Below are 14677 nucleotides of genomic sequence, written 5' to 3'. Positions count from 1 at the left end.
ATTGTTTCTTAAGGCAGTCGACTAACAAGCTACGGTTAAGTAACCTACGGTTTAGTAGGTTGCTACATCTAGGAGCTTTAGTGACGGTTTCGACAACATGCCCGCAGCTACCCGAGCAGGCGGTAAGCGCATCGGCAGAGCTATTTCAGCTACTGACGGCCGACGGCGAGCGCAACAGCGACCAAGAGATCGGCTACGCCGGCAGCCTCGATCAGGCCAGAGAACTGCTCGAGAAGATGTCTCTGATCCGTAGATTCGACCTCGAGGCCACCGCGGCTCAGCGTAAAGGCCAGATCGGCCTATGGGCTCCCCTGCAGGGCCAAGAGGCGATCCAGGTTGGAGTTTGGTCCGCGCTGACCGACAAGGACCACGTTTTCCCAAGCCACCGCGAACACGGCGTCGGGATGCTGATGGGCCTGCCCGTCGAGCGCGTCCTAGCAATTTTCAAAGGCGCGGAGATGGGCGATTGGGACGCCGAAGAGTTGCGCTTCCACTACTACTCGATGGTCATCGGCGCGCACACGCTGCACGGCGTCGGGTACGCGACGGCGCAGGCGAAAGAAAACCCCGGCTCGCCTGGCGCGTCGATCGTCTTCCACGGCGATGGAGCAATCAGCGAGGGCGACGTCAACGAGGCGTACATCTTCGCCGCGAGCTACAAGGCGCCGACGGTTTTCGTGTGCGTCAACAATCAGTGGGCGATCAGCGAACCGGTCTCCAGGCAGTCACGCACACCGCTTTATCAGCGCGCGTGGGGCTTCGGCATTCCGAGCGTGCGCGTCGACGGCAACGACGTGCTCGCCATGCAGACCGCAACAGACTGGGCGCTGGCGAGGGCGCACGCCGGCGAGGGGCCGAGCTTCATCGAAGCGTACACCTACCGCATGGGCGCGCACACCACAAGCGATGACCCGACGAAATACCGCACTGACGAGGACTCCCAGAGCTGGGAGCCCAAAGACCCGATTAAAAGAGTGCAGCTTTGGTTGCGTCACGAGAACGCCTGGAGCGACGAAGACCAGCTGCGCCTCGACGCCCGCTGCGACGAGTTCGCCGAAACCGTCCGCCAGGCCGTCCTGGAAATCAAGGCGCCGAAGCTGCCCGAAATGTTCGACCGCGTCTACGTCGAACAGACCGAAAATCTGCGCGCGCAGCAAGCCGAAACCGCGCTCAGCGCAACCGACGATGTGGAGGTCGACAAGTGAGCAACATTCAACGCTTGACCCTGGCGAAAGCCATCAACGCGGGCCTGCGCAAGGCGATGACCGACGACGAAAAAGTTCTTCTTTACGGCGAGGATATCGGCAAGCTGGGCGGCGTGTTCCGCGTCACCGAGCACCTGCAGGCCGAATTCGGCGCCGAGCGCGTCATGGATTCCCCGCTTTCGGAGGCCGGCTTGGTCGGCACGGCGATCGGCATGGCTATGCGTGGCCTAAAGCCCGTCGTCGAGCTGCAGTTCGATGGTTTCGTCTTCCCCGGTTTTGACCAGATCACCCAGCAGCTGGCGAAGCTGCGCTTCCGCAGCCAAGGCAGGGTGAATCTGCCCGTCGTCGTTCGATTCCCGTACGGCGGCAACATCGGCAGCATCGAGAATCACTCCGAATCCGTCGAGGGCTACTTCGCGCATACACCCGGGCTCAAGGTACTGACGCCCGCCACACCCGACGACGGCTACTGGATGATCCAGCAGGCCATCGCGTCGCCGGACCCGGTGATTTTCATGGAGCCGAAACGTCGCTACCACGTACGCGGCGAGGTGGACGCCGAGGCGCCGCGCCTAGAAATGACGGAGGCGGACGTCTCCCGCGAAGGCACCGACGTCACGCTCCTTGCCTGGGGCCCAACCGTCAGCGTCTGCCAGGAGGCCGCAGACAAGGCGGCCGAGAATGGGCGCAGCGTCGAAGTGCTCAACCTGCGCAGCCTCTCCCCGCTCGACCTGCACACCATCTGCACGAGCGTCGAGAAGACGTCTCGGGCGATCGTCGTCCACGAGGCCTACCGCACATACGGGCCGGGCGCCGAGCTTGCCGCGACCTTGCAGGAACGCCTGTTTTACACGCTGGAATCGCCGATTCTGCGGGTCACCGGTTACGACACGCCCTACCCGCCGAGTAACGTTGAGGGTGAGTGGCTGCCCAACACGCAGCGCATCTTGGCTGCTATCGACGAGACGATGAATTTCTAGGAGCCCCACATGTTTCAGTTCAGACTGCCCGACCCCGGCGAGGGGCTGCAGGAAGCAGACATCACGCAGTGGCTGGTCAAGGAGGGCGACGAGGTTAAAGTCAATGACGTTCTCGTCGAGATCGAAACCGCCAAATCCCTGGTCGAGCTGCCCAGCCCCGTCGAGGGAAAGATTTCTCGCCTGCTTGCCGAGGTAGGCCAGACTGTTGACGTCGGCACGGTCATCGTTGAAATCGACGACGACACCGGCGCTGGACCCGCCGAGGAAAAAGAGCCAGAACCGGAGGTCAAGAAGACTCCCGAGGCGCCAGACGAACCCAGTCACAAGGTCAACGTTACGCCGACAGGTAAGGTGCTCGCCAAGCCGCTGGTGCGCAGGCTCGCCCGCGACCTCGGCGTGGACTTATTCACCGTCCACCCCACCGGCCCGCACGGCTCGGTTTCGCGCGCCGACGTCGAGCTGGCCGCAGGCATCGGCAAGAGCGAGTTTTATGCCCCCGAGCCGCAGAGTGTGGTGTCGGGCGCGCCGATACTTGACGGGCGTCGAGTGCCAATCAAGGGTGTGCGCAAGGCCACGGCCGCCAACCTGCGCGATTCAATCACGCGCCACATTCATGTCACCGAGTACAACACCATCGACGTTTCGGCCACCAAGGAGCTAGTCACCACACTTCGTGCCCGCCGCGAGTTCCGCGATCTGCACGTCTCTAGCCTGTTGATCTACGCCAAGGCGGTTTGCCTAGCAATGCGCAACCACCCCGAGATGAATGCGTCTTGGGACGCGGCCTCCGGCGAGGTCGTTTATCACGACGACGTCAACCTCGGCATCGCCGCCGCTACCCCGCGCGGGCTGCTCGTTCCGGTCATTAAGGCCGCGGACAAGATGACGCTCGTTCAGCTGGCGAGCGCGCTGACGCACACCATAGAGATTTCGCGTTCCGGCAGGCTACAGCCCGCCGACTACACTGGCGGCACGTTCACCATCACCAACGTGGGTGTCTTCGGCATCGACACGGGCACCCCGATCATCAACGGTTCCGAGTCCGCGATCCTGGCCATGGGCGCCATCAAGCGTAAGGCGTGGGTGATTGGTGAAGGCCCCACCGAGCAGATCGTCCCCCGCTGGGTGACAACGCTGGCGCTCGGCTTCGACCACCAGCTGATCGACGGCGAGCAGGGCTCACAGTTCCTAGCCGACGTCAGCGAAGTCCTAGAGAACCCGCGCCTGGCGCTGCTGTACTAGACCGCCATTCTCCAGTACGGGTGTGGTTGGTCTGGAAGCTCCCACTAGTGGTTAGTCTGGCAGCTCCCGGAGGCTGTGGGATTCGGGTCTTTGCGTCACTGGCAACGTGTCTCCGCTCCTCACCAAGCGCAAAGGCGCTTGGTGATCTCGCTCTCGCCACGCCTTTATGTTCCTTTAAAGACCCGAACTCCCACAACCTCTTACTTTTAACATGTCACCGAAATTAATGCGGCAAGAAAGGTTCGACTACGAACTTTTTCGTCCTCGTTAATCCGTCAAATTTTATCGGGAACCGAAAGATCCGTAGTCGAGCTTTTCGGTTCCCAAAAAAGTTTTCTGAAAATATCTGGCCGAGTTATCCACAGATTCGGAACCCTGGAAGCTGAAATGCTCTATTTAGGCACCACAATTTACCTATGCACTCAACTTCCATCATCCCCGACGACCTGCTCACGTTAGCTACCGAACAAGCACGCGTCGTCTCCCGCCCGCAGGCACTAAATTTTGGGGTCCCACCGAGCACAATCAGAAGAAAGATAAGTCAAGAAAGCTGGACGCGACTTTTGCCCGGCACATATCTGCTTGGGACGGATCCGTCCTGGCGATCGTGGGCATGGGCAGGCTTGCTGAAGGGCGGCGACGAATCTTTCGTGGGCGGCATGGCAGCCGCTCATGCATGGGGGCTGGTGGATGAACCGCCGGGAACTGTAGATATTCTCGTTCCCTACTCTAAGCGAGCGCGAAACGATGGGTGCGTCGTCTTTAGAAAGCGGAAGAATCTACCCAATCCCTATAGCGGGTTTCGCCTGCAACCCTACCCGAAACGATCCTGGACCTGTGCGCTGTTCAGCCGCAGAAAGCGGCCTACTGGGTGAGCCAAGGACGACACGTCAATAAACATTTGTCCCTTGAATCTATTCGCAAAGCGCTATCAGAAAGGTCTCGTTTTCCCCATCGAGAGGAGCTGGAAAACGTCATCTCCGATAACGAGTCTGGCGTCGAATCGAAACTTGAGAAGATCTATTTAGAACGCGTCGAAAAGGCTCACAACTTACCAACGGCTTCTCGCCAAGCGAGGGGGCTGTACCGACTAGACAACGATTACGGCCCACTCATTGTTGAATTAGACGGACGCGCTGGTCATCAAGGACCTGGCACATTTCGAGATATGCAACGCGATAATTACCACCAGTTGTTGAACAAAGTAACGCTTCGTTACGGCTGGGACGACTGCAACTGGCGTCCTTGCCAGGTCGCTAAGCAGGTGGCTAGAGCACTACTGCAAAGCAAAGTGCCCTGTGACTTTCGTCCATGCAGGCTCTGCGTAAAATAGCAGGAACCGAAAAGTCCGTCCTCGAGCTTTTCGGTTCCCACTAATTTTTTCCAGGACAATGGGAACTAAAAGATCCGACTACGAACTTTTTCGCCCTCGTTAATCCGTCAGATTTTATCGGGAACCGAAAGATCCGTAGTCGAGCTTTTCGGTTCCCACTATTTTCAAAATGAAAGCAAATAGCCCAGCGGCTCGTCTAAGAACCACTGGGCTACCGCTATTTGTTGATTAAATTATTCGGCGACGATCACGTGGAGCGTACGGGGGCCGTGGACGCCCTCGACTCGGCTCAACTCGATGTCGGAGGTGGCGGACGGGCCCGCAACGAAGGTGATCGGCTGACCGTCGTCGACGGACGGCTTCAGACGAGCTATCGCCTCCGGGGTGTTCGAGACCACCTGGTCGGCGCGAACCACGCAGATGTGGGCGTCGGGAACCAGCGTCAAGGCGCGACGGCCCTGGTCTGGACGGTGATCCATGGCGAACGTTCCGGTGTTGGCGACACCAACCGCGGCAGCGGTCACGACGGCGTCGATCTCGTTCAACTCACGGGCGGTCAGGTTGTCGTCTTCGCGGACATCGAAGCCAGCGTCGACGATCGCCTTGCGCCAAGACTCCTCCAGGCCGGAAGGCAAGATGACGGACTTGGCGTCGATATCCTTCAGGTGCTTGACAAGAGTCGCGGGCAGATCGGCATTCTTCACGCGCTCGACGTCGGCCTTGTAGTCGGCGACCAGCTCGAGGAAGTAGTCGATCATGTCGCCCTCGATCGGAGTCGGCTGCTTGTAGCGCCACTCGATCTTGGTTTCCTCGGGGTTGTCGTCTTTAACATCGACGAGAGCCTTGCGGATGCGGCCCAGGATCTCTTCCTTAGCGGAGATGCTCATTACTTGCCTCCTTTTTTGCGCTGATCCCAGATGGTGCGTGCCGAACGCTTTGGCAGCATCGGGACGTCCCTGGCGCGCAGCCAACGGCTGACGCCCGGAATCGGCCAGTTACCGATCTTCTTGAAGAAGGGGCTCATGATGTGGCCCGCCATGCCGGACAGCTTGCCGGCCAGGCCGAGACGCCAGCCCTTGCCCATCACCCAGCCACCTGCACGCATCAGGTTCGGCTCGACGTGGGTTCCATAGCCGGGCTCGGAACGCTTGACGTCGACGACCTTCTTGCGCAGGTGAACGAGGATGTCGGTGAACGGAATCTTCACCGGGCAGGCGTCATTGCAGGCGCCACACAGCGTGGACGCGAACGGCAGCGAACGGTCGACGGTGGACTCCATGCCGCGGATCTGCGGGTTGAGGATGGCGCCAATCGGGCCCGGGTAAACCGAACCGTAAGCGTGGCCGCCGACCTTCTCGTAAACCGGGCAGATGTTCAGGCAGGCCGAGCAGCGGATGCAGCGTAGCGCTTTGCGGCCCAGCGGATCCTTGAGGACATTGGTGCGGCCGTTGTCGATGAGGATGATGTGCACATCCTTCGGGCCGTCGCCCTCCTTGCTGCCGGTCCAAACGGTGCCGTACGGTGCCATGCGCTCGCCGGTGGACGAACGCGGCAGCGACTGCAGGAACACCTCGAGGTCCTGGAACGTCGGCAGGATCTTCTCGATGCCGACCAGCGAGATCAGGGTCTCGGGCAAGGTCAGGTTCATGCGGCCGTTGCCCTCGGATTCGACGACGACCAGCGAACCAGTCTCGGCGATCGCGAAGTTGGCACCGGAAATGCCGACCTTGGTGCGCATGAACTTCTCGCGCAGGTGGACGCGTGCTGCGTTAGCCAGCTCGACCGGATTGTCGGTGACATCCGACGGGCATGGCGTGCCGTACTGGCCCATCTCGCGCAGGAAGATCTCGCGAACCTCGGAGCGGTTGCGGTGGATAGCCGGAACCAGAACGTGGCTGGGACGGTCGTGGCCGAGCTGAACGATCAGCTCCGCCAGGTCCGTCTCCCAAGCCGCGATGCGTTCGGCCTCGAGCGCCTCGTTGAGGTCTGTTTCCTGCGTCACCATGGACTTAACCTTGGTGACCTCGGTCTCGCCGGTTGCCTTAACCAGGTCGATGGCGATGCGGTTGGCTTCTTCGGCGTCGCGTGCCCAGTGGACGGTGGCGCCTGCCGCGGTGGCGTTCTTCTCAAACTCCAGCAGGTACTTGTCAAGGTGACGAGCCACGCGGTCCTTTATGTCGGAACCCGCCTGGCGGATCTCCTGCCAGTTGTCCAGCTCGCCGGTCACACGGATTCGCTTGTTTCGAATGGTATGGGTCGCGTGGTGCAGGTTCTTGCGCTGGGTGTCGTTCTTCAACTCGCGAACAGCGGCCTTCGGGAAGGCCGGCGAGTCGATCAGATCGCCCTCCGGCGGAGCCGGGGTTAGGCGTTCAACTTCTGTGCTTGTCATGCTGTCCTCCCTGCGGCCGAGGTCTCGTTCTGCACGAGCAGATCGACCATGTGGATTGTCTTGACCGGCATCTTTTCGCGGTGCATGACGCCACCGAAGTTCAGCAGACAAGCGTTGTCCAGGCTGGTGACGTACTCTGCACCGGTCTCGACAACGTGGCGGGCCTTGTCTTTAGCCATGGCGATCGAGATGTCCGGGTTCTTCAGGCTGAAGGTGCCGCCGAAGCCACAGCACTGGGTCATGTCCTCGACCTCCACGTACTCCAGGCCTTTAACGCCCTTGAGCAGCTTGAGCGGGGCGTCGCCCACCTTAGCGATGCGCATCGAGTGGCAGGATGCGTGGTAGGTCACCTTGTGCGGGAAGTATGCCCCGACGTCGGTGGTGCCCAGCTCGTTGACGATGAACTCGCTTATGTCGTAGACACGCTTGCTCAGTTCCTTAGCACGCGCGGCCATGCGTTCGTCGCCGGCGTCGTGAGCCAGCATCTCGTGCTGCTCGCGTACGGAACCTACGCAGGAGCCCGACGGGCCGACGATGTAGTCGTAGTCCTCGAATGCGTCAAGGAACGTCTTCACCGATGGCAGTGCCCGGTCGAAGTAACCGGTGTTTGTAAACATCTGTCCACAACAGGTCTGTTCCTTGGGGAAGACCACCCGGCAGCCCAGCCGCTCGAGCAGGGTTGCCATGTTATCGACGGTCTTCGGGAACATGATGTCGCTGACACATGTGGCGAAGATAGCAACAGTTTTCTGTGCGGTATCGCCCACTGTGCTTGTCATCATTTACCTCCCTATATTTTTCAAAAATTAACCAACATTAGGAATCATCCAGCCCAGGACGGGCAGGGACTGCAGCCCGGCAAGCAGGCAGAGCACGACGAGCAGGCCGATGGCCCACGGAAGCGACTTGCGCAACAGGACAGACTCTTCGCCCACCATGTCCACGCCGCCGGTAGCGATGGCCAGGGTTTGCGGGCTGATCATCTTGCCAACAGCACCGCCGACGGTGTTGGTGGCGACGAGCAGAGCGGGGTTGACGCCGATCTGCGTTGCAGCGGTGTGCTGCAGGTTAGCAAACAGCGCTGTTGCCGAGGTGCCCGAACCGGTGACGGCGGTGCCGATCCAGCCGAGGATCGGGGCCAGGAACGGGAAGACAGCGCCGGCGCCAGCGATCCAGGTGCCGATGGTCAGCGTCTGGCCGGACAGGTTCATGACGTAGGCCAGCGCGAGCACCGAGCCGATGGTAAGGAACGTCCAGCGCAGCTTGTACAGCTGGGTGCTGAACACCTTGAAGATTTCGCCGAGGCTCATGCGGTAGCAAAGGCCGATGACGATAGCGGTGATCAGGAGGATCGTGCCCGGTGAACTAAGCCAAGTGAACGAGTAGGTCGTGGACGAGGACGGGGTGCCGGTCGCGGTCATGACGAGGTTCTGCTCGCCATCCCACAGCAGGGGCCAGTTGATCTTGATGTTGGTCGCGGCAAGGGCGTTCTTGACTACCGGAACCATCTGGGTGACGACGAAAACCACCACGATCAGCACGTACGGGAACAGCGCCCAGCCGATCTGCTTGCCGGTGACCTTCTCAGTGGTTTCCGGAGGTTCGCTGCCGGTGAGTCGCAACGCGGCCTCGTTTGTGCCGGATGGCTTCCAGAACTTCAGCAGCAGGACGCCTGCGGCGAGGCTGATCAGCGCGGGAACCATGTTCACCAGCCCGGGCGACAGCACCTGAGCGGCACCCAGCGTGCAAACCGAGTAGGTCAGACCGACCACGAGGGCCAGCGGCCAGACCTGCTTCAAGCCCTTGGCGCCGTCCATGATGATCAGCAGGAGCAGCGGAACGATCCAGACCAGGACGCTGGTCTGGCGGCTAACTGTGATGGACAGCTGCTGGGCAGCCATGTCGGTGAGATTTGCACCGGTGAGCAGCGGAGTCGCCATCGCGCCGTAGGGAACGGCAAAGGTGTTGCCGACCAGGACGGTGAGCGCCGCCTTCCAAGGCTTGAAGCCCACCGCGACGAGCATGACGCCACAGATCGCAACCGGGGCGCCGAAGCCCGCGAGGGCCTCGAGCAGCGCGCAGAAGCTGAACGCGATGAATATGCCCAGCACGCGCGGGTCGGGCGAGATGACATTGAACGTCTTCATCAGGTCGTCGTGGTGACCGGAGGCAACCGTCAACTCGAATAGGAAAATAGCGCACAGCACGATCCAGGTGATCGGGAATACGCCGAATATGCCGCCCTCGAACGCCGAAGATATCGCCATGCCCGCGGGCATTTTGAATGCCAGGACGGCAACCAGCAGGGCAACGCCCACGCCAATCAGGCCAGCCCAGTGCGCCTTCATACGCAGCACGCCAAGTAGGAAGAACACTGCCAGTAGCGGCAACAGTGCCACTATCGCTGAAAGCCAAAGGCTGCCAAGCGGTGCGATGTCAGGTTGAAATACCATAGATACCACCTATCAGGTTAAGTCTTTTCCGCCTCGAGATTGATCGCCTATTGATCCGCCTCGAGGACTACAAGAGTAAGTCCGCGGTTATAGATGAACGATACCTAAGTTGGCCTCAACAGGCTACAAAAGTATGCCTTTCACAGTATAAGCGCCTCACGACTACGCATGACACATAACTTCAGCTTTAGGAAAGTCTTTCCGCCAAAAACTGCAAAACCCGGTCGGGAACGCCCTTCCCGACCGGGTTTTTAAAAGGAAAAAATTACCTTCCGTACACCCGTTTTGCCTGCTCCAGGCCGGAGACGTATCCGGCACGGGCGTATGCGTCCGCCTCTTCACCGTGCGGCGACAAAAGCATCCCGCGAGCGGTGTCGAGATCTACCCTGCGCACCTCGAGCCAACGCCCCAGACCTTCGATGAGCTGGCTAGCGTAGGCAACGCCGTGACGCACGAGCGCCGCGGTGGTCATCACCACGTCCGCACCGGAAAGGATGTACTTGACGATGTCGTCGGACGTTTCGACTCCGCCGCTGCCCGCAAGCGAGCAGTCCACCTCGCCGCGCAGCGCGGAGATCCACGCCCTCGGCAGCTTGCCTTCGTTCGGAGTGCTCAGCTCGAAGCCAGGATGATATTCCAGCCTGTCCAGTTCAATGTCCGGGCCGAGCCAGCGATTGAACAGCACTAGGCCGTCCGCGCCGGCATCGCTCAGGCGCTTGGCGAGGTGACCGAAACTCGAGAAATACGGCATCATCTTCATGGCGACGGGCACGTCAACCTGGTTCTTAACCGATTCGAGGATGCGCAGTTGAGCGTCCTCGACCTCGCGCGGGTCGCGGACGCTTCCCGGCACGAAGTACACGTTCAGCTCGATTGCCGAGGCACCGGCGTCGACCATGCGCTTGCTGATGTCGCTGGAATCTCCCGAGATCGGGGTGTTCAGGCTGGCGATCAGCGGAACGTCGATCGCCGAAGACGCCCGCTGAATCAGCTTTAGGTAGTTGTGCACCAAGCCGGACTCGTTTGACGGCTCGGTCGGGAAGTAGCTAAGCGCCTCAGCAAAACTCTCTGCGTGCACCTCCATCTCGGCAGTCGCACGAGCCTGCTCGAGTTTGACCTGTTCCTCGAACAGCGAGAACAGCACCACTGCCCCGACGCCCGCATCAGCCATCGCCTGGATGTCCTCGACGTGCTGGCCCAGCGGGCCGGCCGAAGCTACCAACGGTGCCGGTAGCTCCAGGCCCATGTAATTGGTTGCCAGATCGACGTCCGGCTTGACTGCCTGCTCCCGCACCTGCTCAGCCGGCAGCACCTGGTCGGTGGTGTTGTCGCCCAGTTCAGACTTGCGCCTGGCAGATTCCATTGCGGCCTTTAGCGCCTCTGGATCGAATGCCATCATCGTCTCCTTAATCATTCAGTGTCGGCTGATTTGCGGGCATCGCGGGAGAACATCTCCGGCGGACGCTGGGCAGCGGACTCGTATTCGGCGTATCTACGGATCACCTGCTCTTGGGCGATCTCCAGCAGACGGTTCGCCTCTTCGGGGTCGGAGGCCTCGAGCATCTTGAAGCGCAGCTCCGTCTTGCGGTATTCGCGCAGCGGAATGCTCGGACGCATCGAGTCGAGCAGGAACGGGTTCTTGCCTTCCTCGCGAAGCACCGGATTGAAGCGCATCAGCGGCCAGTGCCCCGAGGCGACGGCCTTATGTTGCTGCTCCAGGCCTTTGCGCAGGTTGTATCCGTGGCTGATGCAGTGGCTGTAGGCGATGATCAGGGACGGGCCGTCGTAGGCCTCCGCCTCGCGGAACGCCTTCAAGGTCTGCTCAGGGTCAGCACCCATCGCGACTCGAGCCACGTAAACGTGCCCGTAAGCGACGGCCTGCATCGCCATGTCTTTCTTGCCGGTGGTCTTGCCTGCGGTTGCGAACTTGGCGACGGCGCCCGTCGGCGTGGACTTGGACGCCTGACCACCCGTGTTCGAGTAGACCTCGGTGTCGAGCACCAGGATATTGACGTTACGCCCGCTAGCCAGGACGTGGTCGACGCCGGCGGAACCAATGTCATATGCCCAACCGTCGCCACCGACGATCCAGACGGATCGACGCAGCAGGTTGTCTGCCACGGAAAGCAGGTCTTTGAGGTTGCGACGAGTGTCTTCTTCCAGCGCTGGGCTGCATGACAGCTCTTCAAGCATCTTGACCAGACGCTGTTCGCGACGGTACTGGTTGCGCAGCTCGTGCATAGTGCGCTGCGGCGCGTAAAGCAGCTCGTCGACCAGCTGGTCGTCGTTAATCAGACCACGAACCTCCTCGAGCCTGGTGCGAGCCAGGTCGGTGTGCAGGTCGGCGGCGAGCCTCATGCCCAGGCCGAATTCGGCGTTGTCCTCGAACAACGAGTTGCTCCAGGCCGGGCCGCGCCCGTCGTCGCCCTTCGCCCACGGCGTGGTGGGCAGGTTGCCGCCATAAATCGACGAACAACCGGTGGCGTTGGCCACCTGCAGACGGTCGCCGAACAGCTGGGTGAGCAGCTTCAGATACGGCGTCTCGCCACAGCCGGCGCACGCACCCGAGAATTCGAACAGCGGGGTCAGGAACTGGGTGCCGCGCACGGTACCGAAGTTCACGCGGCTGCGTCGCGGCCTGGGCAGCGACTCGAAGAACTTGACGTTCGCACGCTGCTCGTCGCGCTCCAGCACGGTCTCGAGGTTGATCGCCTTGCGGTCCGGCTTGCCGATGGGACGAACCGGGCAAGCCTCGACGCACAGGCCACAACCCGTGCAGTCCTCGGCGTAAACCTGCAGCGTGTAGCGAGTGTCGGGCAGGCCTGCGGCGTTCAGCGGAATCGACTCGAAGCTATCGGGCGCGCCCTCCAGCTTCTCGGGCGAGTAGTACTTCGCGCGCAGCACGCCGTGCGGGCAGACGAACGCGCAGTTACCGCACTGGATGCAGTTCTCTTCGTCCCAAACCGCGATGATGTCGGAGACGTTGCGCTTCTCGTACTGCGTCGTGCCGGACGGATAAGTGCCGTCCACCGGCAGCGCGCTGACGGGCAGCGAATCGCCGTCGTCGACGAGCATCTTGGCGGTGACTTCCTTGACGAAGTCAGGGGCGTTGTCGGGAACCGGCTTCAGGTAGCCCTTGTCGCTCGTCACCTGTGCAGGCACCTCAATCTTGTGCAGATGCTCAAGCGCCTTGTCGACGGCAGCGTGGTTCATGTCGACGATCTTCTGCGACTTACGCAGGTACGTCTTGGTGATCGAGTCCTTGATCTTCTTGATCGCCACATCGGGCTCGAGCACGCCGGAAATCGCGAAGTAGCAGGTCTGCAGCACGGTGTTCGTGCGACCACCCAAGCCAACCGAACGGGCCACCTCGTTTGCGTTGATCGCGTACAACTCGATGTCCAAGTCGATGATCTTGCGCTGCATCGGAGCAGGCAGGTGATCCCAAACCTGGTCGGTGTCGAACGGGCAGTTGATGAGCAGCACCGTGTTTTTGCAGGCGAAAGCCAGCACGTCGATGCGCTCCAGAATGCTCCAGTGGTGGCAGCCGATGAAGCCCGCCTTATTAACCAGGTATGGCGCCTTGATCGGGTCCGGCCCGAACCGCAGGTGGCTCGTGGTGCGCGAACCAGACTTCTTCGAGTCGTAGACGAAGTAGCCCTGCGCGTACGTGCCCGGCTCGGAACCGAGGATCTTGATGGTGTTCTTGTTGGCGCCGACGGTGCCGTCGGAACCCATGCCGTAGAACACTGCTCGTTTGGTCTCGGCGTCTTCCAGGTCGATGCTCGGGTCGTAATCCAGCGAGAGCAGCGTCACGTCGTCGTTGATGCCGATGGTGAAGCGCGGACGCGGGTTCTCCTTGGCCAGCTCGTCGAAGATGCCGACGGCCATTGCCGGGGTGAAGTCCTTGCTGGACAAGCCGTAGCGGCCGCCGATGACGCGCGGCATCTGGTCACGCTCGCCCGCACTGACAGCTTGAGAAAGCGCGGTGTTGACGTCCAGAAACAGCGGCTCGCCCTCGGAGCCGGGCTCCTTGGTGCGGTCGAGAACGGCGACTTTGCGGACGCTCTTCGGCAGCTTTTCGACGATTTGCTCACTCGGGAACGGACGGAACAGGCGCACGATCAGCATGCCGGTCTTGCGGCCGGACTCGTTGAGACGTTGGACCGCCTGCTCCACTACTTCTGAGCCGGAACCCATGATGACGACGACCTCTTCGGCATTCGGATCGCCAATGTAGTCGACCAGGTGGTACTGGCGTCCGGTCATCTCGGCAAACTCATCCATTACCTCCTGGACGATCTTCGCGGCTTCGATGTAGTACTTGTTGGACGCTTCGCGGCCCTGGAAGTAGACGTCACCGTTCTGCGCGGTGCCCCTAATAAACGGGTGCGCCGGACTCAACGCACGGGAGCGGTGTTCGCGCACCAGGTCGTCGGTGATCAGCTTGGCAAGCTGCTCGTCGCTCAACTTGATGCAGGTGTTCAGCTCGTGGCTGGTGCGGAAGCCGTCGAAGAAGTGCAGGAACGGCACGCGGGAACGCATTGCGGCAGCCTGCGCGATCAGCGCATTGTCGTGGCACTCCTGAACCGAGTTGGAGGCCAGCATCGCCCAACCGGTTTGGCGCACGGCCATGACGTCTTGGTGATCGCCGAAGATCGACAGGCCCTGGGCCGCTAGCGAACGCGCGGCTACGTGCATAACGGTTGATGTCAGCTCGCCGGCGATCTTGTACGTGTTCGGGATCATCAGCAGCAGACCCTGCGACGCGGTGAACGTCGTAGCCATGGCGCCAGCCTGCAGTGCGCCGTGGTAGGCACCTGCGGCGCCGCCCTCGGACTGCATCTCCATGACGTGCGGCACCTGGCCCCAGATGTTTGGTCGGTCCTTGGCCGACCACTCGTCGGCCAGCTCTGCCATCGGCGAGCTAGGCGTAATCGGGTAGATGGAGCAGAGCTCGTTGATGCGGAACGCTACGTCAGCGGTGGCGGTGTTGCCGTCCATGATGACGTAATCAGTGTTCGCGCTGGCAACCTCCGGCTGGCCGGTGTCCGGGTCTTCTTGGCCAATAGAAT

10 protein-coding genes are annotated in these 14677 nt (G+C 61.1%); 4 read left to right on the top strand and 6 right to left on the bottom strand.

What is annotated here, in order from left to right; genetic code table 11:
* The first annotated feature begins 80 nt into the window (after positions 1-80).
* The 4 genes from G556_RS0100320 to G556_RS11340 all read left to right on the top strand — a co-directional run bounded on the left by G556_RS0100320 (position 81) and on the right by G556_RS11340 (position 4302).
* Entirely contained in the window at positions 81-1205 is a 1125-nt protein-coding gene (locus G556_RS0100320; protein WP_028821339.1) for a thiamine pyrophosphate-dependent enzyme, read from the top strand.
* Entirely contained in the window at positions 1202-2185 is a 984-nt protein-coding gene (locus tag G556_RS0100315; protein WP_028821338.1) for an alpha-ketoacid dehydrogenase subunit beta, read from the top strand. The genes G556_RS0100320 and G556_RS0100315 overlap by 4 nt, the downstream gene beginning before the upstream one ends.
* Positions 2186-2194: 9 nt before the next feature.
* A complete protein-coding gene (locus tag G556_RS0100310) occupies positions 2195-3427 on the top strand; it encodes a dihydrolipoamide acetyltransferase family protein (protein WP_028821337.1) in 1233 nt (410 codons plus the stop codon).
* A gap of 416 nt (positions 3428-3843) precedes the next feature.
* Positions 3844-4302, top strand: a complete 459-nt coding sequence (locus G556_RS11340; protein ID WP_155941700.1) for a type IV toxin-antitoxin system AbiEi family antitoxin domain-containing protein — start codon at positions 3844-3846, stop codon at positions 4300-4302.
* Between the two features lie 691 nt (positions 4303-4993).
* Here G556_RS11340 and G556_RS0100305 read toward each other — a convergent pair.
* The 6 genes from G556_RS0100305 to nifJ all read right to left on the bottom strand — a co-directional run bounded on the left by G556_RS0100305 (position 4994) and on the right by nifJ (position 14606).
* Positions 4994-5647: a LutC/YkgG family protein gene (locus G556_RS0100305; protein ID WP_016456874.1), complete on the bottom strand. Its 654-nt coding sequence runs from the start codon at positions 5645-5647 to the stop codon at positions 4994-4996.
* Positions 5647-7149 carry a lactate utilization protein B gene (locus G556_RS0100300; RefSeq protein WP_028821336.1) on the bottom strand — a complete coding sequence of 501 codons (1503 nt, stop codon included), beginning with the start codon at positions 7147-7149 and terminating at the stop codon, positions 5647-5649. The genes G556_RS0100305 and G556_RS0100300 overlap by 1 nt, the downstream gene beginning before the upstream one ends.
* Positions 7146-7928 carry a (Fe-S)-binding protein gene (locus G556_RS0100295; protein ID WP_028821335.1) on the bottom strand — a complete coding sequence of 261 codons (783 nt, stop codon included), beginning with the start codon at positions 7926-7928 and terminating at the stop codon, positions 7146-7148. The genes G556_RS0100300 and G556_RS0100295 overlap by 4 nt, the downstream gene beginning before the upstream one ends.
* Positions 7929-7955: 27 nt before the next feature.
* Positions 7956-9602, bottom strand: a complete 1647-nt coding sequence (locus tag G556_RS0100290; RefSeq protein ID WP_028821334.1) for an L-lactate permease — start codon at positions 9600-9602, stop codon at positions 7956-7958.
* Between the two features lie 265 nt (positions 9603-9867).
* The gene (locus tag G556_RS0100285; protein ID WP_081675486.1) at positions 9868-10998 is read right to left on the bottom strand and encodes a dihydroorotate dehydrogenase-like protein; all 1131 of its coding nucleotides are present in this window, start codon (positions 10996-10998) and stop codon (positions 9868-9870) included.
* Positions 10999-11012: 14 nt separating this feature from the next.
* Positions 11013-14606 (bottom strand): pyruvate:ferredoxin (flavodoxin) oxidoreductase, encoded by a 3594-nt coding sequence (gene nifJ / locus G556_RS0100280; protein ID WP_036915483.1) that lies wholly within the window; start codon positions 14604-14606, stop codon positions 11013-11015.
* Positions 14607-14677: the final 71 nt, after the last annotated feature.

Source organism: Propionimicrobium lymphophilum DSM 4903 (assembly GCF_000423485.1).
GTDB lineage: Bacteria > Actinomycetota > Actinomycetes > Propionibacteriales > Propionibacteriaceae > Propionimicrobium > Propionimicrobium lymphophilum.
The sequence above is the reverse complement of the archived record's forward strand: the minus strand, read 5'-3'. Positions and strand labels throughout refer to the sequence as shown.